23 protein-coding genes and 1 pseudogene are annotated in these 24,967 nt (G+C 66.4%); 13 read left to right on the top strand and 11 right to left on the bottom strand.

What is annotated here, in order from left to right; all coding sequences use genetic code 11:
• Complete coding sequence (ligD, locus tag AB0M22_RS29265; RefSeq protein ID WP_364734042.1) at nucleotides 1–948, bottom strand: non-homologous end-joining DNA ligase; 948 nt, start codon at nucleotides 946–948, stop codon at nucleotides 1–3.
• A gap of 242 nt (nucleotides 949–1,190) precedes the next feature.
• On the opposite strand from ligD, the gene AB0M22_RS29260 reads away from it, so the two are divergent.
• The 4 genes from AB0M22_RS29260 (at nucleotide 1,191) to infA (ending at nucleotide 3,566) form a co-directional block, all read left to right on the top strand.
• On the top strand, nucleotides 1,191–2,126 hold the full coding sequence (locus AB0M22_RS29260) for a hypothetical protein (protein WP_364733518.1): 936 nt from the start codon (nucleotides 1,191–1,193) through the stop codon (nucleotides 2,124–2,126).
• 85 nt (nucleotides 2,127–2,211) lie between these two features.
• Nucleotides 2,212–2,931, top strand: a complete 720-nt coding sequence (locus AB0M22_RS29255) for a hypothetical protein (protein WP_364733515.1) — start codon at nucleotides 2,212–2,214, stop codon at nucleotides 2,929–2,931.
• 210 nt (nucleotides 2,932–3,141) lie between these two features.
• Complete coding sequence (locus AB0M22_RS29250; RefSeq protein ID WP_364733512.1) at nucleotides 3,142–3,336, top strand: hypothetical protein; 195 nt, start codon at nucleotides 3,142–3,144, stop codon at nucleotides 3,334–3,336.
• Entirely contained in the window at nucleotides 3,333–3,566 is a 234-nt protein-coding gene (infA, locus tag AB0M22_RS29245; RefSeq protein ID WP_150401517.1) for a translation initiation factor IF-1, read from the top strand. Before AB0M22_RS29250 ends, infA begins: the two co-directional genes overlap by 4 nt.
• Nucleotides 3,567–3,668: 102 nt before the next feature.
• Here the strand turns inward: infA and AB0M22_RS29240 are convergent, their stop codons facing one another.
• The 3 genes from AB0M22_RS29240 to AB0M22_RS29230 all read right to left on the bottom strand — a co-directional run bounded on the left by AB0M22_RS29240 (nucleotide 3,669) and on the right by AB0M22_RS29230 (nucleotide 8,204).
• Nucleotides 3,669–5,120: an amidase gene (locus AB0M22_RS29240; protein WP_364733508.1), complete on the bottom strand. Its 1,452-nt coding sequence runs from the start codon at nucleotides 5,118–5,120 to the stop codon at nucleotides 3,669–3,671.
• Between the two features lie 265 nt (nucleotides 5,121–5,385).
• On the bottom strand, nucleotides 5,386–6,591 hold the full coding sequence (locus tag AB0M22_RS29235; protein WP_364733506.1) for a site-specific integrase: 1,206 nt from the start codon (nucleotides 6,589–6,591) through the stop codon (nucleotides 5,386–5,388).
• A 431-nt stretch (nucleotides 6,592–7,022) separates the two neighbouring features.
• Entirely contained in the window at nucleotides 7,023–8,204 is a 1,182-nt protein-coding gene (locus AB0M22_RS29230; protein WP_364733504.1) for a citrate synthase, read from the bottom strand.
• Between the two features lie 87 nt (nucleotides 8,205–8,291).
• Here AB0M22_RS29230 and AB0M22_RS29225 point away from each other — a divergent pair, with 87 nt between their 5' ends.
• The gene (locus AB0M22_RS29225) at nucleotides 8,292–9,458 is read left to right on the top strand and encodes a citrate synthase (RefSeq protein WP_364733502.1); all 1,167 of its coding nucleotides are present in this window, start codon (nucleotides 8,292–8,294) and stop codon (nucleotides 9,456–9,458) included.
• On the opposite strand, the gene AB0M22_RS29220 is transcribed toward AB0M22_RS29225, so the two are convergent.
• Both AB0M22_RS29220 and AB0M22_RS29215 read right to left on the bottom strand, forming a co-directional pair.
• Nucleotides 9,455–10,924: a carboxylesterase family protein gene (locus AB0M22_RS29220; RefSeq protein WP_364733499.1), complete on the bottom strand. Its 1,470-nt coding sequence runs from the start codon at nucleotides 10,922–10,924 to the stop codon at nucleotides 9,455–9,457. The two genes, AB0M22_RS29225 and AB0M22_RS29220, sit on opposite strands and share 4 nt — an antisense overlap.
• Before the next feature lie 34 nt (nucleotides 10,925–10,958).
• Entirely contained in the window at nucleotides 10,959–11,807 is an 849-nt protein-coding gene (locus tag AB0M22_RS29215) for an alpha/beta hydrolase (RefSeq protein WP_364733497.1), read from the bottom strand.
• 101 nt (nucleotides 11,808–11,908) lie between these two features.
• On the opposite strand from AB0M22_RS29215, the gene AB0M22_RS29210 reads away from it, so the two are divergent.
• Nucleotides 11,909–12,292 (top strand): helix-turn-helix domain-containing protein, encoded by a 384-nt coding sequence (locus tag AB0M22_RS29210; RefSeq protein WP_364733494.1) that lies wholly within the window; start codon nucleotides 11,909–11,911, stop codon nucleotides 12,290–12,292.
• A gap of 31 nt (nucleotides 12,293–12,323) precedes the next feature.
• Here AB0M22_RS29210 and AB0M22_RS29205 read toward each other — a convergent pair whose 3' ends face one another.
• Complete coding sequence (locus tag AB0M22_RS29205) at nucleotides 12,324–13,214, bottom strand: helix-turn-helix transcriptional regulator (RefSeq protein ID WP_364733491.1); 891 nt, start codon at nucleotides 13,212–13,214, stop codon at nucleotides 12,324–12,326.
• 35 nt (nucleotides 13,215–13,249) lie between these two features.
• On the opposite strand from AB0M22_RS29205, the pseudogene AB0M22_RS29200 reads away from it, so the two are divergent.
• Together AB0M22_RS29200 and AB0M22_RS29195 are read left to right on the top strand one after the other, a co-directional pair.
• Nucleotides 13,250–13,534 (top strand): annotated as a pseudogene (locus AB0M22_RS29200) (aldo/keto reductase); the annotation flags it as partial.
• A gap of 517 nt (nucleotides 13,535–14,051) precedes the next feature.
• Nucleotides 14,052–14,984 (top strand): hypothetical protein, encoded by a 933-nt coding sequence (locus AB0M22_RS29195; RefSeq protein WP_364733489.1) that lies wholly within the window; start codon nucleotides 14,052–14,054, stop codon nucleotides 14,982–14,984.
• Between the two features lie 85 nt (nucleotides 14,985–15,069).
• On the opposite strand, the gene AB0M22_RS29190 is transcribed toward AB0M22_RS29195, so the two are convergent.
• Nucleotides 15,070–15,525: a hypothetical protein gene (locus AB0M22_RS29190; RefSeq protein ID WP_364733486.1), complete on the bottom strand. Its 456-nt coding sequence runs from the start codon at nucleotides 15,523–15,525 to the stop codon at nucleotides 15,070–15,072.
• 220 nt (nucleotides 15,526–15,745) lie between these two features.
• Here AB0M22_RS29190 and AB0M22_RS29185 point away from each other — a divergent pair, with 220 nt between their 5' ends.
• The 4 genes from AB0M22_RS29185 (at nucleotide 15,746) to AB0M22_RS29170 (ending at nucleotide 19,406) form a co-directional block, all read left to right on the top strand.
• Entirely contained in the window at nucleotides 15,746–16,417 is a 672-nt protein-coding gene (locus AB0M22_RS29185; protein WP_364733485.1) for a 1,4-alpha-glucan branching protein, read from the top strand.
• 150 nt (nucleotides 16,418–16,567) lie between these two features.
• Nucleotides 16,568–17,131: a DUF4232 domain-containing protein gene (locus AB0M22_RS29180; RefSeq protein WP_364733482.1), complete on the top strand. Its 564-nt coding sequence runs from the start codon at nucleotides 16,568–16,570 to the stop codon at nucleotides 17,129–17,131.
• A gap of 181 nt (nucleotides 17,132–17,312) precedes the next feature.
• Nucleotides 17,313–17,906, top strand: a complete 594-nt coding sequence (locus tag AB0M22_RS29175) for a DUF308 domain-containing protein (protein ID WP_364733479.1) — start codon at nucleotides 17,313–17,315, stop codon at nucleotides 17,904–17,906.
• 78 nt (nucleotides 17,907–17,984) lie between these two features.
• Nucleotides 17,985–19,406, top strand: coding sequence for a S8 family peptidase (locus AB0M22_RS29170; protein ID WP_364733477.1), 1,422 nt, complete (start codon nucleotides 17,985–17,987; stop codon nucleotides 19,404–19,406).
• Nucleotides 19,407–19,568: 162 nt separating this feature from the next.
• Here AB0M22_RS29170 and AB0M22_RS29165 read toward each other — a convergent pair whose 3' ends face one another.
• Together AB0M22_RS29165 and AB0M22_RS29160 are read right to left on the bottom strand one after the other, a co-directional pair.
• Nucleotides 19,569–20,831: an alpha/beta fold hydrolase gene (locus AB0M22_RS29165; protein WP_364733474.1), complete on the bottom strand. Its 1,263-nt coding sequence runs from the start codon at nucleotides 20,829–20,831 to the stop codon at nucleotides 19,569–19,571.
• A 75-nt stretch (nucleotides 20,832–20,906) separates the two neighbouring features.
• Entirely contained in the window at nucleotides 20,907–21,740 is an 834-nt protein-coding gene (locus AB0M22_RS29160; protein WP_364733471.1) for an EamA family transporter, read from the bottom strand.
• Nucleotides 21,741–21,868: 128 nt separating this feature from the next.
• Here AB0M22_RS29160 and AB0M22_RS29155 point away from each other — a divergent pair, with 128 nt between their 5' ends.
• Complete coding sequence (locus AB0M22_RS29155) at nucleotides 21,869–22,720, top strand: LysR family transcriptional regulator (RefSeq protein ID WP_364733469.1); 852 nt, start codon at nucleotides 21,869–21,871, stop codon at nucleotides 22,718–22,720.
• A gap of 21 nt (nucleotides 22,721–22,741) precedes the next feature.
• On the opposite strand, the gene AB0M22_RS29150 is transcribed toward AB0M22_RS29155, so the two are convergent.
• Nucleotides 22,742–24,922, bottom strand: coding sequence for a 2Fe-2S iron-sulfur cluster-binding protein (locus AB0M22_RS29150; RefSeq protein WP_364733466.1), 2,181 nt, complete (start codon nucleotides 24,920–24,922; stop codon nucleotides 22,742–22,744).
• Nucleotides 24,923–24,967: the final 45 nt, after the last annotated feature.

Here is a 24,967-nt window from a genome sequence, read left to right as displayed (position 1 = left end):
CTATTCGGCCGAGGGCACTTTCGCTTCGTGCGGCGACTTGTCGGGGCGCAGGCCGCGCCAACTCGGGTGGCGTAATCCGTCGGCGCTGGCCTCGCGGAATTCGATATCGGCGACGAGGATCGGTTCGACCCAGCGGGCGATTGTCGTGACAGCTCGCGGGGCAGGGATGTCGAAAGGGCTTTCGGGGCTAGCGATTTCGTCTAGGCGGGCCTGGAGGGTGTTGCGGTCGCGCATGGTCCAGCCGGTGCCGACATTGCCGATATGCACCAGGTGGCCTGCCTCGTCGTAAGCGCCCATCACGATGGAACCGAAACTGCCTGTGTAGCGGCCGTTGCCGGGGAGCCAGCCCGCGACCACGATCTCGGTGGTTCGGCGCAGCGGAGTTTTGATCCAGGCGGGGGAGCGACGGCCGGGTTGATAGGTGGAGTCGAGGCGTTTCGAGACGATGCCCTCCAGGCCGTGATCGCGGGCGACGTCGAGCATGGTGGTGGCGTCGACATTCGCGTAATACGGCGGCGTGCGGGCGAGCGGAAGATCGATTGTCAGTTCGTCTAGTCGGGCGCGTCGTTCGGTGTACGGAAGGCCCAGGAGCGATTCCCCGCTGTCATCGAGCAAATCGAAGACCAGATACTGCACCGATACTTCCCGGATCAGTTCTGCGCTGGGTTTGACGACGTGCATCCGACGCTGGAGTCTACGAAACGAGGGAACGCCGGTACCTGGTTCCGGAGCCACGATCTCCCCGTCGATCAGCACATCCCTGCCACCGAGTACATCAGCGAAGACAGTGGTCAACTCAGGGAAGGACCCGCTCAAATCGCGATTGCTCCGGCTGAAGAACCGGCATTCCCCGTCCCGCACCCGCCCGATGGCACGGATACCGTCCCACTTCATCTCGACCGCCCACAGACCGGTGTCTACCGGCGGCCGCCCGGAGACGGCCAGCATCGGCGCCGGCACTGAATGCACAAGATCAGCATATCTGTAGCTATCTGTTTGTCCGGGAAATGGAAGGGGTGAGAGCCGGGCGTGGCAGAACTGCACTGCGGCGGTCGTCGACGCATCTCGCTCTTCCGGCCGAATTGCATCGCACAAAACGTGTGCGAAGATCCGCCAGGTTCCAAAATGACCAGTCATTTTCTCGCACAGTCACTTTCGTCAAATGTGAGGCGGAATTGCTTCGCAATTGATTGCGGATATCCGTCCGAAAGTGTCAGTGCCGCAATGTAATCTCCCTCACCATGCCCCCTAAATACATCCATGAGGGTCTAGTCGAACTGTTCCGCTGTCGGCCCGACATGGCAGCGAGTTTTCTACGGGAGGTGTTCGGGCTACTCATGCCCGACTACACGCAAACCCGCACCGAGGCATGCGATTTCACCGACATGGGCCCGAAGGAGTTTCGGGGCGATGTCGCCTTCTCGATGGCCGATGAGGACGGAAACAACCTCGCCGGGATCGTGGTCGAGGTGCAGCTGGCCCGAGACGAGACGCGCAAGTGGAGCTGGCCGGTGTACCTGGCCACCCTCCGGGCGCGGCTGAGATGCCCGACATATCTGCTCGTGGTGACGCCGAAGTCCGATGTAGCGGAATGGGCAAGGCGGCCGATCGAACTCGGGCACCCCGCAATGGTCCTGTGCCCACTGGTCCTCGGCCCGGAGCTGATGCCCGCCGTAACCGACAACGCCGAAGCGATGGCATGGCCCGAACGCGCCGTGCTGTCGGCCATCGCCCACGCCGACGGTCCACAAGCTGACGAAGTCCTATCCGCCCTGATCGCAGCCTTGGAGAAGACCGACGATGAGCGTTCGAAAATGTACTATGACATCGTGCTCGCGACTCTGTCCGAGTCCGCGAAACATCACCTGGAGGAGCTGATGACGACGGGATACGAGTACCAAAGCGACTTCGCTCGGAAGTACGTGGCGGAAGGACGGGCCGAAGGGTGGGCCGAGGGACGGACGACCGAGGCTGCGCACTCGGTCATAACGGTACTCGACGCTCGAGGCATCCCCGTCAGCGACGACATTCGTGAACGCATCACCAGTTGCAGTGATATCGACCAGCTCGATACCTGGATCCGCCGCGCGGTGCTGGTGGAGACGGCGGACGAACTGTTCACCTGACGCCGGTTGACGCAACGGTCGCTGGTAACGCGGCGGCCGTTGCGTGCGTGCGGTATTCGTCGGGGTTGGTCGGTAGTCTCGGCGGATGAGTACGGTGCCGCCGCGTTCTGGCGTCGAGAGGCGTATCCGGCGGGCTGGTCCGTCGGGGGTCAAGCAGGCGGTTTTCCTGGCGTGTGGGGTTGTCGCGGGCGCTTTGCTGTCCGCGTCGGCGCCGCGGGTGGGGAGTCAACCGTTGTGGTTGTTCGCGTTGATTCCGTCGTTGTGGGTTGCGATGATCGGGCTGATCGTGGTGTCGGCGTGGCGGACGAAGACAGTTGTCGCGGGGGTCGCGCGGACGTGGGTCGGGCCGGTGGAGTACTTGGCCGCGGGCTCTGGAGTTGCGGGTGTGGTGCCGTACTTGTCCGGCGATACCGGGATAGCGCGGCTGATCGGCAGTGGATTGCTGGTGTTCGCAGTGTTTCTGGTTGGACTCGCGGCGGTCGGCTATCTGCACCGGTGGCGGCAGCGGGGTGCGGCCGGAGCATTGCGTGCCCGGTCGGTACGCACCCTCGGTGTGGTGACTTCCACTGGGCTGCAAGAGTTTCCGGCGACACCCAATCCGAAGATGGCGCGGCTGACCGTGGAATTCACCGATGACGCCGGCACTCGCCGATGGCTGACACCGAGCGCTTTCCAGGTACCCGGCAATCCGATCGACATCGATGACGAAGTCGTCGTGTGGTTCGATCCCGAAGACCCCGGCGACATCGCGCGGATCGTGGTCGAGTTCGACAACGGGGTCAGCCGAATCACCAAGGCCCGGTGAACCGGCGGAGGGGGTCCGGCGGCGAAAAGGGGTGGCCCGGAAAACGTTCGCGTTGCTACCCTTTCCGAGACCGTGACATCAGCCGAGGAGGTGAGACCCGTGAACACTGTTTCGACATGGGCCCTCTCGCTCGCCGTCATGGTTGGGCGAACGAAGTAGCTGTCGCCGGGAGCGCCCACACCACTGGGCAATTCCGAAAAGGCGACAACCATGAATTCACAACATTTCTCCGCAACCACGAGCGAACCCACGGTAGAGATCACCCGGGTCGACCCGACGCGATGGCGGGCGGTCGACACGGCCTCGGCCTTCGTGGACGAGACCGCCACCGCCGCACGCACACTGTTCGACAGTCTCGGCGGCGCACGCCGAACAGGCGGCAACCTCGAGCTGGTGCTGCGATGACCACTGCCGGGAAACACAGCAAGGGAATCGAAGTCGAGGGCACCGTCGTGGAGTGCCTGCGCAACGCCACCTTCACCGTGGAGCTGCCGAACGGGCACACCGTGCTCGCGCATATCAGCGGCAAGATCCGGAAGAACTACATCAAGATCTTGCCGCAGGATCGGGTGCTCGTCGAAATCAGCCCCTACGACCTGACCCGCGGGCGAATCTTGTTCCGGTACAGGACATAAAAGACCGCGGCGGATGGGTCGACTACCCAGGAGCCGTCCCATCCGCCGACCGGTGAAGCTATTGCGGGCGTGCTCTATTCGGGTCCGTGCGTTGCCGGCGACCTACTCCGGCATCTCGAACCCGCCGATCTTTTCCTCGAGCAGTTCCGCCAGCCGCAGCGGAGTACGGTCCTCGAACATCGGACCGATCAGCTGCACGCCCACCGGCAGACCTTCGGGCGACCGGCCCGCGGGGATGGCGGTGGCGGGCAGGCCGGGCATGGTCGCCACACCGGCCCAGACGAGCTGGTCGAAGTACGGATACTCGACGCTGTCGATGTCGATGTGCCGGTCTTGCAGCTCTCCGTCGTGGTTGTGTGGAAAGGCGGGTGTGGGCGTGATGGGGCAGACCACGGCATCGAACTCGGCGAAGAGCCGGCGCCAGCCGTGGCGGTGGAGTTCGCGACGGTTGTTCGCCTCGACCCAGTCGCGGTGACTGAGCCCGATGGCGCGCAGCCTGGTCGCGTCCAGGCTCTGGTCGTCCGCGCTCAGGGCGGCGGCCCGGATGCGCTCCTGTTCGTACACCTCGATGGGCAGGCTTGCCGCGGCGGTCGACAATATCAGCAGCATGTACAGCTTCGCGGCCTCGGTGAGGTCGGGCAGCAGCGGGCTGTGCCGTTCGACGCGCACACCTTCGTCGACGAGCGCCTCGGCGACCCGGTTCACGCCCGCCCGCACCGCGGCCGAGGTGGGAATGAGCGGATGATCCTCGATGATCAGCACACGAAAGTCCGACAGCCGTTCGTGTCGCGTGGGCGGGAGGGTGACGTTGTACGCGACGCCGTGAGTCAGCGGGTCAGGCCCGGCCATCACGTCGAGCAACAGCGTGAGATCACGCGCGGTACGGGCCATCGGACCGACGACGGCCAAGTCGAGGTCGGTCGGCAAGGCGGGCGCGGGCGGCGCGACCATGCCGCGGGTCGCCGCCAGCCCGAGCGTCGGCTTGTGCGCATAGATGCCGCAGAAATGCGCGGGCGTGCGCAACGAACCGGCGAGATCGGAACCGATCGACAGCGCGCCGAACCCGGACGCCAGCGCCGCCGCCGAACCGCCGGAGGACCCACCCGAGGTACGGTCGTGATCCCACGGATTGTTGGTGGTGCCGTAGATCGCGTTGAAGCTCTGGATATCTCGCAACGTCGACGGCACATTGGTCTTGCCGAGAATCACCGCGCCAGCCGCCTTCAACCGCGACACCTGCACCGCGTCCTCGCCCGGCACGTAGTTGGCGTGCTCCGGTATGCCCCAGGTCGTGGGCGTACCGGCCATGTCGTAGGACTCCTTGACCGTCACCGGAATCCCGAGCAGCGGCAGGTCCTCGCCGCGGGCGCGCGCCTCGTCCGCGGCTTGTGCGGCGGCTCGCGCGTTGTCGAAGTCCCGCACACACATCGCGTTGATCGCCTTGTCCTCGCGCTCGATCCGAGCGATCGCCTCCTCGGTCAGTTCCATCGAGGTCACTTCACCCGTACGCAATGCGGCCAAAAGCGATTCGGCCGAAAGAAGACTCCATTTCATGAATTCGAAGCTATAGAGCGGCCGCATAAGACATAAAATGCCGCCTTATACAACAAGGAAGCCGAACGGGCCTGCCTCGATCGGCAAGGTTGCCCAGTCATCGGAATATCACGCCAGGTCACGGCATCGAAAGTGAGCCGGTCGGGTCGATGCCAGCCATGAAACGCTGATTCGCACAATGGGATAGATGTCTCACCCCCGCGGCATTAGATGCCCATCAAAAGGCAGCGGTATTGCATTCAAAGGTATTCATCCCAAACGCCCGTCAGAGCCCGAGCTTGGTGACAGCGTTGTCTTCCAACGGATTCGCGGTGCGAATGTATCCGTGCACAGTGCGCGGATTGGACCACCGACCTTGACGCATGATCTCGCGATCACTCGCCCCACCGAGCGCGGCTTGGGTCGCGAACCCCGCCCGCAGAGAGTGACCGGAGAACAGATCCGGGTCGAGTCCGGCGCGAGCCGCATAGCGTTTGACGAGTTCGGCGACCGCGCGACCGGACATCGGAGTGCCGCCGACCGTACCGTGACGATTTATGGTGGGGCACAAGGGTAGGTCCGGTTGCTCGGCGAGAGCCGTTCCGGTGAACCCGTGACACCGGTGGATGTCCGGGTCGGTGACATCCTCGGTCAACCACGCGCGCAGACCCGAAGTGCCTGCGGCAGTGTGTATTTCGAGCAGCCGAACCCAATCGGCGAAGGCGCAGACAGGGCACGTGCGTGGACGTTGACCGCGCGGCAACGCGACCCGCTGTTCGGCGACACCGGTCGGGTCGGTCTTCGTCGACGGCAACCGCACCAGCAGCACCGGCTCACCTGTCGCATGATCGAGCTGAACATCCACATCGGCGATCCGCAGCCCGGCAAGTTCGCTACGCCGCAGCGCCCCGGCGAACCCGATCAACAACACGAGCGCATCGCGACGCCGAGCGGGTTCGGTCGGCCAACCGGGTTCGGGCAGCCCCGCCAGCAACTGGTCGAGAGTGTGAAGCAACACCGGCCGTTTACGTTTCGGCTGCGTACGCCGAGTGCGCCGGATACCGCGCAACGTAAGCCGGACAACATCGGATCGAGTTGGCGAAGGCAGCCCATTCGCCGCGTGCACCGCGGCGATCGCCGCCGACTTCCGCTCGAGCGTCGCCGCACTGAACGCCCACTCCCCGGTATCCCTGCGCGCATCAGCGGCCGCTGCCAGATAAACGGCAACATCGAGCGGATCAGCCGGCATCGCCTGCCGACTCTCCGCCACACACCACGCCGACCACGCAATCCAATCGGTCCGGTACGCACGCAACGTATTCGCCGACTGCGAAGCCTCGAGATACCGGCGCAACGACCCCGCCTGATCATCATCGAACCGCTCCCGCACCAACCGCAGCGCCGCCGCATCCACCAGCACGCTACGCACCCCACGCCGCAACTCGGTCCGCACCGACTCCGGCATCGCGACCACAGCGGCGCGCTCGTCCATCGATCCACTCCCAATCCCTAGACCACCCCCATTCTCAATCTGCCCCAGCCCAATTCGCCGCATAGGCAGTTCCCCCGCGCGTCGGCGCGTCGGTCGCTCACAGCACCCGTAGGTGCTGAAACCGCAATATCGAATCTCCGGAATTGCTGCCGACGTCGAATAGCCGGTCGGAGGATTCGCCGGACGACTGTCTACCGAGCGCGCACCGCGGCACTGCAATAGATCCGCGTGATCGGCTCACCATCCAGGACCCGGGCGACGCCCATAGCTTCGCCCTGGCCGCGCGCGGTGAGTGCCGCCGCCGGGGCAGCTCCGGCCACCGGACATTGAATTCCGTCGAAGGTACGCGACCGATTCCCAGCTCGATCGGAGGATGGGATGAACGACTGGATCAGGGCAGCGCGCAGGCGACTTCGGATAGGGACTCGGGGTCAGGGGGTGGGGGTTCGGGTGGGGCGGAAGCGTAGTGGGGGTTCGGTGTATTCCTCGAGGGTGTGGGCGGTCCAGCCGATGGTGCGGGCGAGGGCGAAGATTGCCTCGCCGGCGTCGGGGCGCATGTGGTAGGCGTGCATGAGGACGGCTAGGGCGAGGTCGATGTTGGGGATGGCGGTGTGGGGGGCGCCTAGGTGGGTGGTGAGGGTGTCGATGGCGGTGAGGGCGGATTGGGCGGCGGGGATGGTGCGGAGTTCGGTGAGGAGGAGCTCGGCTCGGGGGTCGGTGGTTTGGTAGACGAGGTGGCCGAAGCCGGGGAGGCCGCCGCCGAGGCGTAGGCGGTCGGAGGCGGCGGCGAGCGGGTCGGGGATGGCTTCGGCGAGGAAACGGTAGGCGACTGTGCTTGCGGCGCCGTGATATTGGCTGTCGAGGGCGCCGAGGCCGGCGGAGATGATGCCGTAGGGGTGGACTCGGGCGCTGGCGGCTACTCGGGCGGCGACGGTGGAGATGGCGAGGCCGTGGTCGGCGAGCAGGGTCAGGGTCGAGTCGAGTAGGTCGGTGGGGATGGGGTGTTCGGACAGGCTGGGGCCCAGTCGGTGGGCGAGGGTTCCGGAATCGTGGGTTGTGCCGAGGGAGTCGACCTCGACGGCGAGCAGGATTCGGGCGGTTCGCCGGACACCCTGCGGGGACAGGTCGAAGCGGAGTTGATCGCTGGCGCCGGCGACGGTTACCGCGACGCGCATGCGGTCGGTCAGCCGCACACTGTCAGGGAGTGCTGCGACCGCGGCGCGGCAGGTGGCCAGGATCTCGGTGGGAGCGGTGAATTCTTCTGGCGGCGGGGCCAGTTCGCCGGTCCACAGCAGGTTGGCCACCGATTCGACGGGGTGTGCCGTCACCAGATCCGCGACGTTCCGGCCGCGGTAATACAGCTGGTCGTCCTCGATGCGCGAGACCGTGCTGACGATGTCTTCCACCGTTGCCCGGCGATCACCGCCGTGCCGTCGACCGTGCGCCAGCCGCGCGACCTCGTCCTCCCGGAACAGGCTGCCGCGCCGCCCCGACGCCGGGATCTTGGTGAGCAATCCGCGACTGACGTAGGCGTAGACGGTCTCGGGTTTGATCTCGAGTCGGCTCGCCACCTCGGCGGTGGTCAGGTGGCGTGCGTCACCTTTGTCGGTCATGACCTGCCTTTCCCGTCTTATATTGACTTGATCAATATTGACTGTAGTTGAGAGTGATCGCACAGTTCAGTCAAGGAGGTCTGAACGATGACTGTCAACGGTGTCGAACTCGACGAGCTGATCGACGTACCCGCTGGACTGCGCAATGTGGTGGCAGCCGAGACCCGGCTGAGTGATGTGCGCGGGCAGGAGGGGTTTTATCACTACCGCCAGTACTCGGCGATCGAGTTGGCGACGGCGTGCACGTTCGAAGAGGTGTGGTTTCTGCTGTTCGAAGGGCATCTGCCCGACCGGGCCGAGTTGAGCGCGTTCACGGCCGAGGTGGCGCGAGCTCGAATGCTGCCGTCGGAGCTGCCTCCGGTGTTGCCGGCGATGGCGAGCGGGGATCCGTTCCGGCCGATGGTCGGATTGCGGACCGCGCTGTCGATGCTGGCCGGAGTGCGGGACCTGCGGCCGGTGTGGGATGAGGATCCCGCGGCGCGCAAGGCCGACGCGCTGCTGATCTGTGCGGTGACGCCGACGATTCTGGCCGCGTTGCATCGGCTCGATCGTGGTCTGGAGCCGGTGGTTCCGCGGGCGGACCTGTCGACGGCCGCGAACTGGCTGTACATGCTGACCGGGGAATCGCCGCGGCCGCAGGCGGTCCGGGCGATCGAGCAGTACTTGATCTCGACGATCGATCACGGGTTCAACGCGTCCACCTTCACCGCGCGGGTGGTGGCTTCGACCGGTGCCGATGTTGCCTCGGCGGTAATCGCGGCGATCGGCGCGTTCACGGGTCCGCTGCACGGTGGTGCGCCGGATCGTGCGTTGGACGGGTTGGACGAGATCGGCAGTATCGACCGTATCGACGGCTGGGTGCGGGACAAAATCACCCACGGCGACCGAATCATGGGTTTCGGTCACGCCGTGTATCGCACGGCGGACCCGCGCTCGGTTCTGTTGCGCGACATCGGTATTCAACTCGGTGGTGATCTAGTGGAGTTCGCGACGACCGTGGAACGACGAGTCACCGAACTGCTCGCCGAACTCAAGCCCGGGCGGGATCTGTATGCCAATGTCGAGTTCTATGCCGGAGTCGTGATGGAACTCTGCGGGATTTCACGATCGATGTTCACGCCGACCTTCGCCACCAGTCGAGTCGTCGGGTGGACGGCCAACGTGCTCGAGCAAGCCGAGACCTCGAAGGTGATCCGGCCGGCCGCGCGGTACGTCGGTCCGCGCGCACCGGAACCGGTGCCGTCGCGCATCTAAAGCAGATCGAGAGTGTCGAACTGGTGGGTCGACCAGATCTGGCGTGAGCGTTCCTCGGGGTAAGGCTGGGTGGTCGGCTCGGCGGTGTAGACGCGGGTGGATCGGGTGTCCGGATCGTAGGACGGCCAGCCGGGGTTGCCTGTGGTTGCGAAATTCAGCCAGTCAGTACGCATGTAGCGGCCGACGCGGATGGCTTCTTCGGCGGCGTTCGGGTCAGCCGATGGATGGTTTCGGACGTCATCGAGGCTGAGCGTGCCGAACACGAGCAGCATGTCGAGGCTGTGCGAGGCCCCCTGATCGGGGTTGTAGCTCCAGCACAGTTCGTAGGTCCGAGGTCGGCCGCCACCGGCGTGGTGGGCGTTGGCGAGATGCAGGCTCGGCATCCGAAACAGCCAGTCGCAGTTGACGAGTTCGTACAGCTCACCCGGACTGGCCTCAGGGTAGAGAGCCCGGTAACCGCCGTTGCCGTTCGGGGCCGGCGCGAAACGATCAAGTGCCACGGTCAGCTGTTCATCGCTCACCTCGGTGCCGAACAGGGGATTGAACAGTCGGTATTCGTCACGAGTGTGCCCGACGAGCAGATCGACCTCCCGACCGGCACCGGCCGTAAGTGCGCGCCACGGCGCGTAAGGGAGTACATCATCGACGATCGGCGAGAACGGTGTCGGGGTCAGCGCGACCGGTCCCCACGATTCGACGTGCTCGGGCATCTGCTCGAGCACCGCACCCGTTGCTTCGATCAGTGCGCGTGCAGGGATACCGGCCAACTCGCCGGTCGTCGCCCGCACACCGAGTTCCGCGGCGATCGTCGCCGAGATCGCGGCCGCGAGCCCTTCGGAAAAGTAGGTACCGGGAACACTCTGCGCAATCGCACGACGAAACAGACCCGCCGCCAACGGCATTGCGAGTAACGCCGCGATGCAACCCCCGCCCGCGGATTGACCGAACACAGTGACGTTGCCCGCATCGCCACCGAACGCGGCAACATTCTCCTGCACCCACCGCAACGCGGCGACCTGGTCGAGGATGCCCCGATTGTTCGGCGCGCCAGAGATGTACGCGAAGCCCTCGACCCCGACGCGGTAGTTCATGCTGACCACGACCGCACCGGAACCGGCAAGCAGCGCACCATCTTGGTGTGGATTACTCGCAGTGCCCTCCAGATATCTGCCGCCATGAATCCACACCATCACCGGCAGACCAGCACCGAGGTCAGGTGTCCAGACGTTGAGGGTCAAGCAATTACCGGCATCGCCGGACCACGGGCTACCGGCCTGCGAAACAGCCGGACCGAACTCCAGCGCATCACGCACGCCCGCCCACGCCCGCACCGCATCGGGCGCCGCAAACCGTCGCGCACCGACCGGTGACTCGGCGTAGGGGATACCGCGGAAGACCGCGACGGCACCCTCCCATCTACCTCGCACAACTCCGGCAGCCGTACGGATCTCAGGTTCGGTCTTCATTCGGCGACTCTGCTTTCCGTCGGTTGGGCAGCGATCAGGAATCGAGAAAGTCGGCGAGCAACGGCACCAGCATCGCCGGCCGGTCGAGGGGGATGATGTGCCCACAGTCCTCGATCAAATGCCCGGTCAGGGTGTCGGCGATGGGCCGGAGCTGGCTTTCGAGTGCGGTGCCGACCGGGTGGGATCCGATGGCCATCGTCGGCACGGTGAGCCGGGCGGTATCGACAGCCTGCCGGATCTGCCCGGCGCTGGTGGGCATCGCCCGATAGTAGGAGAACGCACACCGCAAGGAATCAGCGCCCGTGTAGGCGGCGACGAAAGCATCGCGGGCTTCCGCGGGTACGCCGCGACCCCGGGTGCCGGTCGCCAGAAACCAGTCGAGGTAATCGGATTCGTTTCCGGCAAGGACCTTTTCGGCCAGACCCGGCACCGAGTGAAAGCCGAACCACCAGGGCGGCCCGCCGGCCAGAAAAGCTTCGGCACCGGGCAGCGTGCCCAATAGCGATTCCATGAGCACCAGCCGGTCGACTCGCTCGGGCCGCCGCATCGCCAAGAGGAACGCCGGAGGAGCACCGGCATCGATCGCGACGACGGAGGCGCTGGTCTCACCCAAGGCGTCGAGCAGTCCTGCGGCGTCGGTGGCGAGCGTGTCCGCGTCATATCCGTCCGCGGCTCGCGTGCTGGCGCCCAGGCCACGCAGGTCCGGCGCGATTACCCGATGACGTTGCGCGAGCGGGCCCATCACCTCGCGCCACAGCTGCCAGGTGTGCGGAAAGCCGTGCAGCAGCAGGACCGCCGGTCCGGTGCCGGCGATCGCCACGTTCGCCTCGATGCCGTTGGTTGCCACCTTCCGCACACTGAGATCTGGCAGTTCGTGCGACATTCGATCCTCCGCAGTTAGGTTACCGATGGTTACTAGCTGACCGTAGGTAACCTGGGGTAACCTGCCAAGACGGCACTTTCGAGACAGGTGGTGAGCTCCAGGTGACTACCTCACCCAGCACAGGCCAGCGCGGGGATCTGTTCGCGCTGGGCTGCCCGACCCGCCAGCTACTCGATCGGCTGGGTACCAAATGGGTGTCCATGGTGGTGAAACTGCTCGCCGAGGCCGCGCCCGACGAGGTGCGCTTCGCCGAACTGCAGCGCAGGATGCCCGGCGTCTCGCAGAAGATGCTGTCGGTCACCCTGCGAAGCCTGACCAACGACGGCCTGGTCGCCCGCCGCGTCGAACCCACCGTTCCGCCGCGCGTGCACTATCGCCTCACCGATCTCGGACTGTCCCTGGAGAATCCGCTCGCGGCACTGCGCGCGTGGGCGGAGGACCACATGGCCGAGATCGACGCCGCAAACTCTGCGGACCACGCCTGATCGCAGTCGCGGACTGAGCAGGTCGCGAATATCAGCTGAGTGCTTGAGTTTCGGTCGCTAGCCTCTCCTGGCTAGCCGCCCATGACGCCAATAGGGCTAGCCCGTCTGCGGTCGCTGTGCCGGCGGGCGCGGTGTAGACGATCAGGAGCAGGCCGGGTTCGGCAGGCAGTTCCATCGACTCGACGTCCAGGTCGAGCTGGCCCACTATCGGATGGTGCAGACGCTTGCGTCCGGACCGGTGGAGCCGAACGTCCTGCGATGCCCACCGCTGCCGAAATAGTTCGCTGCGTGTCGACAATTCACCGACCAGGGCGATCAGCTCCTCGTCGTGCGGATTGCGGCCGGCTTCCATGCGTAGTTTCGCGGCCACATCGCAGGTGATTCGGTCATAGTCGGCGAAGAACGTTTGTGCCGCTTCGGGATCCAGATACACGAACCGCGCGGTGTTCGCCGGCCGTCGCGAGTCGGCCAGCACCGGTGAATACAGCGCGCGGGCGAGGTGATTCATGGCCAGCACGTCGAAACGGCTGTTGCAGATCCACGCCGGCGCATCGGTGATGGCGTCGAGCACCTGCCGAAGCGCCGGACGCACCGTCACCGCGGGTCGCCGGCGGCGTGCACCGCTGGGCGCCCTGGACTGCCGCGCGAGATGGAACAGGTGATCGCGCTCGGCCTCGTCGAGTTGCAAGGCAGCGGCGACCGCGTCGAGCACCCCGTCGGAGGCGCCGGTCAGGCTGCCGCGCTCCATCCGCACGTAGTAGTCGACTGATACTCCTGCAAGTAGAGCTACCTCTTCGCGACGCAGCCCTTTGACCCGGCGGTTGCCGCCGTAAGCGGGTAGTCCGGCCCGCTCGGGCGCGATTCGAGCGCGACGCGAGCTCAGGAATTCCTTGATCTCGGTGCGCAGATCGATCGTGGTCACCCCTTCACCGTAGGCCCTGCCCGCAGGCGGAGGGAGGCTCTGCTGGTACCCCCAACCAATCAACACTCGTCGACGTGCTGAAGCAGATTGCCGACGAAAGGGGATCCACACCAGCTCAGGTCGCTCTCGCCTGGGTGCTGGCGCAGAAGCCGTGGTTCGTGCCGATCCCCGGCACAACCAAACTGCATCGCTTGGACGAGAACCTGGGAGCACTCGAGGTCGAGTGGACGTCCGGGGGTCTGCAACGCATCGAGAAGGCCGCGAATCATATCGAGGGTGCGCGTGTCCCCGAGTGGTTGAAGTCTCTGTTCGGCCGCTGAGCCCCGCTACCTTCTGCGCCCCCTCGATGTGGATCAAGTGACGCAGTTCTGCTGAGAGTTCTCAAACTGGTACGGGCGTACAGGGGTGCACAGTTTTCGAGGGGTTACGTAGCGGTTTCGTTTCGTTTGGCACAACCAAACGTAAACGTAATAGATCCAACCGTTTTGGGGGAGTCTGCGAAAGTCAGTTCGAGTCTGACCGCCGATAATGTTCACTTATCGGCGGTCAGAAACCGAGGTCAGCAAATGAGTCCGTTTGCGACACGGAACTTTTCGTTTCGTCTCAATACGTCACTAATGACGAAATCAACGCTACGATTTTCCGGTGTCCAACGTCTGCAACTACCCGGGCTGCTCCCGACCGATCACGCGCGGCGGGGGACCCGGCCGCCCCTCCGAATACTGTGATCACCCGGACCACACGAGATGGCGCGCGTGGCGGGAACGTCAACGGCAACAACAGGAGTCGGAGGTACCCCTCGCTTCTGTCACTGTGACGCCGCAAGGCCCGGTTACCGTGGCACGTCTCCGGGCAGATGAGCTGCTCACCCAATTCCGTGGACTCGCAGACCAACTGGGCAACACCCTCAACGCCGCCGTCGCTGAACTGTCCACCCTGGGCGACCCGTCTGTCGCCGAAGCGCAGGTCCAGGCAGTGCAGGCCGATGCCGCACGCCGGATCGCCGAAGCCGAAATGGCCACTGTCGCCGCCGAACAGGCCCGCCGCGAAGCCGAGGAGGCCCGCGCCCTCGCCGAAGAAGCCGCCGACGACGCGGCCGGCGCGGCCGAACGCGCGGAAGCCGCCGTCGCCGACGCACACAGCACCCGTGATGACGCACTACGCGAAATGGAACGCGCGACCCGGCAAGCCGCCGACGACGTGTTCGCCGCCCGCAGCGAAGCCGAGGCCGATGTCCGCACCGCCCGCCGCGAAGCCGCCGAGGAAATCGAACGAATCCGCGCCGAAGCCGCCGAACAGGTGGACCGCGCCGAACGCCGCGTCGCCACCGAAATCGCGCACGCCCAACGCGAATCCGCCGCCCAGGTCGCGGCCGCCCACTCCGAACGCGACCTCGCCGTCCAACGCGCCGCCGACGCCGAACGCGCCACCGAACGCGCCGAGCAAGCCGCCATGGAACGAATCGAAGCCGCGAACGAAGCTCGCGAGGAATGGCGCAGGGTCCGCGCCGAACTCGACACCACCCGCACCGAACTCGCCGACATCCGCCGCACCGCCGCCACCGAAATCGCCGCCGCCCGAGCCGAATCCGCAGCCACCATCGACAAGGCCCGCACCGAAGCCGCCCACCGCATCGAGGCCCTCGACCAAGCCCGCACCCAAACCCTCGCCCGAGCCGAACGCGCCGAAGCCCAACTCGACGAACTACTCGCCGACGCCCGTCGCAAACCAACCCCTGCCACGGAGGTAAGCAGTCGCACAGGAGCGTGAGCCGGGAATGGGCTCAAGGCGCGAGGCCTAAGGCAGACGAGGCGGACCGGCCACGAGGGCAAGCCCACACAACCTGGCCGGCCGGTTACTCCGCCAAGTAATCACGGGCGCGACGCCACAAGGGTTTCTTGGGCGGCGGTGCTATTCGAGCCGGCAGCGTCAGGACAATCCGTCCGCCGCTGTATCTCGACATCGCCGCCGCCACTCGCAGCCAAGTCGAACGCTCCGATTCATCGAAGTCGGCCAGCTTATGTCCACCGATCCGGGCCGACCACAAGTCAATCGACGCATCCGCCGGTGCACCCCACACATACAGTGCCAGCTGGGTGTCTTCGGCGGTCGAGGTGAACGCCACTCCGGTGACCGCGGACCATCGACAGTCGATCTTGCTCAACCGGCCGGGCAGGGCGGTCATGTTGCCGAACCGCAAGGTGGTGCCCCCACCGGTATACACCTGGAAAATAAAGCCCATCGGGTCGAACGAGAAATCTCCACCGGCCACTGCGATGGTGTGCGCGCTACTTCCGGTTGGGGTACCCATGCTCGCTCCAAGCGTCGCTGTCGGGGGATACGCTCCGTCACGAAAACACCACCCTAAGAATATCTCGGCAGAGCGCAGGGATATCGAAGAACGCTGAGCCACTCGGCAATTACATCCGAAATCCGGGTGGTGGCAACGGAATCGGTACGGCCGGCGCATCCGGGTCCCATAAACTCGGGGCACAGCGCCGCCTCGGCGCGGAAGCAGGAGGACTCGGAGCATGGCCGTCATCCACGAGACGACGATGGTGCCCACCAAGGTGGAGTTGTTGGCTTCGTGGTTGCCGACCAGGTCGTGGTATCGCGGCGGCGCCGGCCCGGTGCTGGATCGGGTCGGGGGATTTCGGCTGGATGATCCGGACGGTGAAGTCGGGATCGAGTTCGTGGCGGTGACCGATAGTTCCGGCGACGAGCCGGTCACCTATCAGGTGCCGTTCGCCTATCGCGGGGCGCCGCTCGCCGGAGCCGAGGACGCGCTCATCGGCACGTCGATGCATGGTGTGCTCGGGCACCGGTGGCTCTATGACGGGACGCGCGATCCGGTGGTGGTGGCGCAGATCCTGGCGTTGCTCGACGGCACGGCGCAACCCCAGGCGCAGCACGACAGCGGAAAGGCAGACGAGTCGGTCGCGGTGGTGACCCCGGAGATCGCGGTTCCCGCACTGGGTTCGGAGCCGGTGTCGGCGGAGGACGGATCGGCGCGCACCGACATCATGGTGGGAGCGCGGGTGCCGGGCAGTACGGCGATCGTCCGGATCAATCGGATTCTGCAACCCGGTGACGCGCGGTCCGAACGGGCCGGCGCGGGTCACGTCACCGCGCCGTGGCGACTGCCCGACGGTTCCTCGGTGCGCGGGGTGTTCCTGAGTTTCGCCGGGCACGCCGAGGATTAGCGGACGGTCGAAACCTGAACGGCCGCAAGAACGTTCAATCTAGTTGACGAGACACGCGCCGGGTCACCTGGGACCATATCCTTATCGGAGTGAACGGTTAGTGCCGCAGTGGGGGGACGGCTGCTCCGACGACGAAAGGATCTGATTCCTATGTCGAAACGGACTAGACGGTACGCACGGATCGCCCTCTGCGCCGCGGTGATCGGGGCCGCGGGATGCGCGAATACCCCGGCCTCGGACGAGGCTTCGCCGAGCGTCGGTAGCAAGCAGGTTTCCCCCTGTGCGCCAGGCCGGCTCGTGCTCAGCGCGACCGAGGTCTCGCCCGGCGCAACCCATCGCGGCGTGCAGATCACCATCGGCCTGATCAACGGCACTCCAGCCTGCGAGCTCTCGGGCTACCCCGAGGTCGAGGCCGACGAGGGCGGGCCGGCCATCCGTGCCGATCACACGCTCCGCGGCTACCTCGGCGGACTCCCACCCGATCGCGACGCACCACCACCGGTCACCGTGACCGACAGCAACGTCCCCGCCGCCGGTGCCGCCGCGGCCATCGTCGAGGGAATGGCGGTCGACGACGCCGGCAATCCTTGCCCCACCTACACCCGCCTGCTCGTCACCCCGCCCAACGCCCCCGCACCTCGACCCGTCGCCGCCACGATCACCGCGTGCACGTTGGAAGTTCATCCGCTACTCGGCGCAGACATGCACTCGTAAGCGGCGTCGGCGCGGAAGGCTGAGCCGTCCGCCTCGGACGCCAGCGAGATTCCCGCCCGCTACACCACCTTCCGTGCGCTGATCCTCCAGCTCGACACCGCCTGATCACCGCACGCCGATCGCCGCACCGAGTGAAAGCAAACACGCGGCTAACCGAACGATCCCGCCATATCATGTAGCTATGCCCGAAAGCGAGCTAGAAGGGCTTACGGAACCACTGTCCGGGAATGCCCGGCAAGCGATAGTGGTGGCCGGTGCCTGCTCGATGATCGTGGGTGTGGTCGTAGCGGTGTGGCCACACAAGTCGATGCCGACCGCGGAACGGTTGTTCGGTCTATATCTGCTGCTCAACGGCGGTTTGCAGATGGTCATCGCGTTCGGTGCGAAGTTCGCGCCCGCCTTGCGAGTGCTCGTCTTCGCCAGTGGTCTGGTGTCGATGTTGCTGGCCGTGCTGTGTTTCGCCGGCGGGAATTCGGCGCTGCTGCTGTCGTTCTGGATCGGGTTGGCCTGGTCGGTGCGCGGGATCTGCCATGCCACGGTCGCGGTCTGGGCGAACAATCTGGCCGGCGCCGGCCGGCAGGAGGTGTTCGGCCTGGCGACGATGGTGCTCGGCATCCTGGTCGGTGTGCTGCCGTTCGACTCGGTGGACGTGCTCGGGCTGGTGGTCGGCCTGTTCCTCATCCTGATCGGGACGATGGAGGTGCTGAGCGTCGCCGCGGTGCGGCACGGCGTGGTGGACCTGCCGGGAGTGTCGCGCATGCGCGCGGTTCGCTGACGCGGGCGATGCCGATATGCGGCCGTCGCGTAACTCATTACCGCAGTGCCCGGTCCGCGCACGCGGTTGACTTGGACGATGGCATCGCAGCAATCCGCGCCCCGCTCGCAGCCGGAACTGATCGTGGTCACCCACGGCCCGGACACCTCGCTCACGCCGAGCGCACTCAGCGATAGCCGCGGCACCGAGGCCCGGTTGACCGCGCTGCTGCCGGAAGGCGGCCGGCTCGCGCGCATCTTCGGTCCGCCGAATCGGCTGTACGCGCGCGTCGCGGGAACTCCGCACGAACCGGTCGCCGCCGAGTATCTGAAGTTCTTCTCCGTCCGCGGCGTCACCGACGGACTCGCGGACCTCGCCGCCCTGCTCCGCGAAGACGACGCCGTCGACGGCGCCTACCTCAAACCGCCCGCCGAACCACCGATCGCCCCGGTCGGCATCATCGACACCGCCGCCGCCGACGCACCGCCGGCCACCCCGAATTTCGAAGCGCGCCAAGGCTACCTGGACGCCGCACCGCAGGGGATCGACGCGCGCTGGGCCTGGACCGTGCCAGGTGGACGCGGACAAGGCGTGCGGGTGATCGATATCGAAGGCGCGTGGCGGTTCACCCACGAGGATCTGCTCGCCAATCAGGGCGGCGTGATCGGCGGCGACCCCTCACCGGATCAGGGCTGGCGCGATCACGGCACCGCGGTCGCCGGCGAGATCAGCGGTGACGTGAACACCTTCGGCATCACCGGCATCGCACCCGACGCCCTGATCCGAGCCGTCTCGATCTTCGGACCTGGATCGGCCGCCGCGATCCGCACGGCCGCCGATGCGTTGAGTGCAGGCGATGTCATCCTGCTCGAACTGCACCGTCCTGGACCACGATTCAATTACGCGGGCCGCCCGGACCAGGCGGGGTATACCGCGATCGAGTGGTGGCCGGACGATCTCGCCGCGATTCGGTACGCGGTCGGGCGCGGCGTCATCGTGGTGGAGGCCGGCGGAAATGGCGCGGAAGATCTCGACGCCGCCCTCTACGACACTCGCCCAGTGGACTTTCCCGCCGCGTGGCGCAACCCGTTCCGCGGTGGCGCGGCCGATTCCGGCGCGATCATCGTCGGCGCGGGCGCACCACCCTCGGGGTTCCACGGTCACGACCACGGACCCGGCCGGTCTCGACTGGCGTTCTCCAACTTCGGTTCCCGTGTGGACGCCCAAGCGTGGGGGCGCGAGGTCACCACGACCGGTTACGGCGATCTGCAAGGCGGGTCCGACGAAGACCTCTGGTACACCGACGTGTTCAGCGGAACGTCCAGCGCCTCACCGATCGTCACCGGGGCCGTCGCCGGCTATCAGGGGATCAGCACGGCCGCCGGTCAACGCAGAACACCCGCCGAGGTGCGTGCTCGCCTGCGCGCCACCGGATCACCGCAGACGAGCGCACCCGGCCGACCGGCAAGTCAGCGCATCGGCAACCTTCCCGATCTGAAGGCGATGGCCGCACCACACTGAGGTCCCTCGGGCTCGGATTGTGTTCTGGCACAGCATGCGTGCCGGCACAGAATGCTGCCGCACCGTCGAGCCCTGAAATCACCGCGCGGAGACGATCTATCGCGCTCCACGTCCGTCCGGGACCCACAGGCCCGCTCGGGACCTGCTTGCTTCAGCTCCGCTTCAGATCTCGCCGTGCAGCATTCGCAACAGGCGGTCGAGGACGCGTCCGCTGCTGACGCGAAGCCCGTCGTGCTCGTACTCGTTTGTCGCCCACAGCTGTAGGCCCCGGATGGTCTCAGCGGTCTGCAACGAGTAATTGGCGTCGACGTACATGTCGTCGAGATAGACGGCGGCGGCCACGGGGACCTCGTTCGCGGCCAAGCGCTGCGGATCATAGAGGTCGGGCCAATCCTCGCGAGCGAACAGCACCTCGGCGGGCGCGCGCAAAGGTGTGAGACAGGGTTGGTCGAAGTGGCACCGGTAGGTCATCTCGCCGGTGAACAACACGGGGTCGTCCCCGGCCAACGCCCTGCGCGCGTCGAATTGAGGGAACTCGCCCCGCACCCGCTCGGCCGCCCAGTTCGTCGCGCCGGTGCCGCGCTGGGCGTAGGTGAGTTCGTGCATGAGCGGATTCAGCGGGAGTTGGGCGTAGCTGAGGAAAGCCGTGGCGCGGGCGAGGAAGCTGTCGGACAGTTCCGCTCCGGCCCAAGGGTCTTCGAGAAGGTAGTGCAGGACGTCCGCGCCGTCGCCCGTGCCGAGCATCAGCCCGAGCGACTGGAAGACCTCGACGGTGAGCAAGGATCCGTCCGGCATCGGTGCCGGACGTTCGATCAGGTGCGCGGCGATCCGGCGGACCGCGGCGGCGTCCTGCGGGTATCGGCGATAGTAGGCGGTGTTTTTGCGGTGCACGCGCGGATAGGTGGCGCGGTAGACCTCGTTGGCGGTGACGCGCAAACCGGGAAGACCGCCGGTGATGATCGCCTCGCGCAGGCCCTCGGGCGCGAACGAGAGGTAGGTGACGGCGCACATGCCGCCGAAACTCTGACCGAGCAGCGACCACGGTTCGTCGGTCAGTTCGCGCCTGATCAGTTCGGCGTCGCGGACGATGGCGTCGGCGCGGAAATGGGTGAGGTAGTCGGCCTGCGCGGCGGGTTCCCCACGGGCGGGGAGTGTTTGACGGGTGATCGGCGTGGAGCGACCCGTGCCGCGCTGGTCGAGGAGTAGGACGCGGTAGTCGTCGAGTGCGCGGTCGAGCCAGGAGTCCCGGCCGACCGGGCGCGGCGGCAGCATGCCGGGCCCGCCTTGCAAGAACAGCAGCCAGGGAAGTCGCTCGCGTCCGGTGGCGACGACCTCGCGCGCGTAGACCTCGATGTGCTCGCCTTCCGGGCGATCATGGTCGAGGGGAACGGAGAAGAGATGATCGGTCAGCGTGATACCGGGCATGAAAAGCTCCTTTGCGGCAATCGAGTGATCTTGATACAGGCGCAGCTTCGGCGCAGGGTGAACACCGTCGCGGCGTCAAGTGGGCCTCGGCTTTACGAGGATGCTGATGGCGTTGGCCGCGATGATCGCCGCGATGCTCAACCAGGCGGCCACGTCGAGCTGCTGTCCCAGGACGAGCACACCGACAACTGCGGCGATCACCGGGTTGACGCTCATGAACAATCCGAACGCCTCGGCGGGAACACGGCGCAGCGTGAACAGGTCCGCGAGGAACGGCACAGCGGAGGACAGGATCCCGGCCGCGACAGCGGCGCCGAGCGCCCCGGCGGATGGCGGGTGCTGCACCGCGACGACGGCTCCGATCGGCAGAAAGACCAAGGCGGACAGCGCCGCCGCGGCGGCCGTGCCCTGCGCGCCGGGGATGCGTTGCCCGACGGAACGATTCAGCAGGATGTAAGCGGCCCAACCAGCAGCGGCGAGCAGACCGAGCCCCAAGCCGAGGTAATCGGCGGTAGGGCGCGGTCGCATCAGCGCGACGACTCCCGCCACGGCGAGTACGGCGCAGCCCAGGTCCACGCGTCGGCGCGAGCCGGCCAGCGCGATCGTGAGGGGGCCGAGGAATTCCAGGGTCACCGCCAGGCCGAGCCCGATCCGGTCGATCGCGGTGTAGAGCGACAGGTTCGTCACACCGAAGTCGGCCGCGAGCAGCAACACCAGCACCCACTGCCCCCGAGTGAAGGACCGAAAGCGGGGCCGACCGAGGATGAGCAGCACCGCCGCCGCGACGTACTGGCGAACCGCGATGACGCCGGCCGGGCCGAGCACCGGAAACGCCAGCGACCCGATCGCGGCGCCGAGCTGGGTCGAAACGCCGCTGGCGAGCATCGTGCAGACCCCGGTGATGGACACGGCGTCACGCTTCGTGGGCAGGACGGCGCGGTCTGATGGGCGAGTGGGGACTGCTTGCATGCGTCGATCCTGTGCCGCACCGGACCGTGCGCAAAATGCATGGCGCGCAAGAACTATACGATTCGGTTATGGATATCGAGCTGCGTCAGTTGCGCTGCCTCATCGCGATCGTGGACGAGGGCACGTTCACCGACGCCGCGATCGCGCTGGGTGTGTCCCAGGCCGCGGTCTCCCGCACACTCGCGGCACTCGAGCAGCGCCTGGGCGTACGGCTGCTACGACGTACGTCCCGCGAATCCTCGCCGACCGCGATCGGACTACGCGTCGTGGCGCACGCCCGGCGCGTGCTGAACGAGGTCGACAACCTGATACAGGACGCGACATCGGGCCACGTCGAACTGCGAATCGGCCACGCATGGTCGGCACTCGGCCGACTCACACCCGCCTTTCAACACCGATGGCAGCAATCGCACCCGGAAACACAACTGCACCTGCTTCGGATCAACTCCCCGAGCGCCGGCCTGGCCGAGGGGACCGCGGATCTCGCGGTCCTGCGCAGGCCGCTGCCGGACCGCCGCTTCGAGGACGCCATCGTGGGTCTGGAAACACGGTGGTGCGCGATGGCCGCCGCCGACCCCTTGGCGGCAAGCGGCTCGGTGCGTCTGGCCGATCTCAGCAGCCGCGTCCTGCTCGTCGACCGGCGCACCGGAACGACCACCGCGGATCTGTGGCCGGCGAACGCGCGTCCCACGGAACAGGAGAGCCGCGACATCGACGACTGGCTCACGGTCATCGCCACCGGTCGCTGCGTGGGGGTCACCGCGCAGTCCGTCGTCGACCAATATCCGCGGCCCGGCATCGTCTACCTGCCGGTACGCGACGCCGAACCGATCGTCGTACGACTGGTCTGGTGGCGCTACGACCCCCACCCGGCCACCCGCACCGTGATCGAGCTGCTCACCGAGCTTTACCGCACATGACCGCTGCGGGACCGGACGAGTTCACAGGTCGGTGATCTCGAGCGTGGTCTTCGACAGCGGACAACCCACGCACGTCAGGATGAAACCGTCGGCTTTCTGTTGCGGCGTCAGGCAATTCGGTTCGCTCTGCGTGACGTCACCGCCGCGGAGTTTCACCATGCAATCGCCGCAGTTGCCGACCGTGCAGGAGTAGGGCATCGGGAGGCCGGCGGCGAGTCCTGCGTCGAGCAAGGTCTGGCCGGGCTCGACAACGACTGTGCCGACCAGGTTTCCGTCTTGTTCGACGGTCATCTCCTGTGGCGCGGTTACTTCGGCAGTGTCCGTCCCGCTGAGGTAAAGCTCGTGGTGCACCAATTCTTCGGGGACCCCGAGTCCGGTCACCGCGCTGCGGACGGCGTCCATCAGCGGTTCGGGTCCGCAGACGTAGTAGTGGGTGTCCTCGGCCGGCGACAGATCGGTGACCCAGCGACCGATGCCATCCGCGTCGAGCCGCCCGTCGCGCCGAGTCAAGACGTGGGTGACAGTCAGTCGTTCGGGATTGTCTTTCGCCAGCCGGGCCAGCTGCTCGGCGAAGATGATCTCCTCCTCGCAGCGGCTGCTGTAGAGCAACGCGATCCGGGCCCGGCTCGCCGAATCCGCCAGCTGCGTACGGATGATGCTCATCATCGGCGTCACACCACTGCCTGCGGCGACCAGCACGATCTGGTCCGGCGGTTGCGGCTCGAGGTGGAAGGAACCCGCCGGGCCACGCACCGCCAGTTGATCGCCGGCGCGCAGACCTCGGTGCACATGCGTGGAAAACCGCCCGCCCGCAACGTGTTTGACCGTGACCTCCAAACGAGTGGCCCCGGGTGCCGACGAAGCCGAGTACGCCCGCCGCTCCGGACGACCGTCGATATCGGTGACGAGAGTGAAGAACTGGCCCGCGCGGAAGTCGAACGAACCCGGACGGTCGACGTCCTCCAGCACGAGGGTGACCGTGGTCGGCGTCTCCGCACGCATCTCGACGATCCGCACCTCCCGCACGAGATTGCTCGTCTCACGGTCGCCAGGAAGCCGGCGGCCGGTCTCGATGTCCTCGTAGCCCTCCTTCGTCAACCCTGACCGGTAAGCCCAGTTCATCACCAGCCGGACCAACCGAGTCGACCCCGGAATCGCCCCGATGGCGTTGAGCAAGAACCCGGACAGACCACCCTTCGTGGTCGCGGCATTGGCGGCAAGATGCTTCCCGGCCAATCCCATCAGGTCGGGCACCGCACTGCGATCGACCAGCGCGCCCGACGTCCACAGCCTCGACCGCACCACCGCGTCATTGCCGACCACCTCGGCAGCCTCGACATCGATGAGCAGCGCCGCGTGCGGCGCCATCCCGCGCAACGTCAACGTATCGAGCAGCGCCGGATCGTCGGTGATCGAGCCGCGCCCACGCACATGCAGCACACCGCTCCGGCCCGGGACCAGCGCCGCGAACGAGAGCTGATCGTCGAGCAACATATTGTGCAGCGTGTCGGCCCGCTTGTTACCCCGCCGATCCGGGATGACGAGCGTGTGGCCATCCACGATCCGCGCCACCGCCTGCCGATCCCCACGTGGGCTCGTGTCACTCCCGCCGGACGAATCCCACGAGGACAACGCGAGAAACGGTGCCGCAGCCAGGAATTCCGCGACCCCGGGACCGAACAACGGACCGACCCCCTCGATGGCGACCGCGGGCACGGCCGGGACCGGCGGCTGCCACAGTCGCGCCCGCAGCACCGCCTGCGCGCAATGCACGAACGCCTCCTCGATCTCGACGATCGTCTGCGCGCCCTTCCGCCCGGCCACCGAACCGTTGACCCGCAGCACCTCCCCGACACCGGGCAGCAGGAAGCAGAACGACACCGGGCCCTGCGGCGCACCGGACCCGGTCAGCGAGAACGAAATCCGCTTCGCCGACTGCACCCGCACGAACCCCGGCGTGCCGCCGATGAACGTCGTCCGGCTGATCCCGTCGCCGTCCCGGTAGCCGAACGCCGCGATCGGGCAATGCGCGAGCACCGTCCGGCAGCCCTCGTCGAGCGCATCGAGTTGCTTGAGCATGATCACCGACGCCGGGCGTCCGATAAGCGTCTCGATCTCGTCCACCGTCGTCAGCCGGTGCCGGGTCGTCGAGTTGCCGGTCCCGTTGCTCATCGCGGAAGTGGACATGTTCTCCCAGGTCATGCCACTATTGTGAACAATTGCTCACCTTTTTGGCTACTCGCTTTT

The organism is Nocardia sp. NPDC051756 (genome assembly GCF_040681495.1).
GTDB lineage: Bacteria > Actinomycetota > Actinomycetes > Mycobacteriales > Mycobacteriaceae > Nocardia.
Note: the sequence above shows the minus strand (reverse complement) of the source record. Positions and strands in the feature narration are given on the sequence as shown.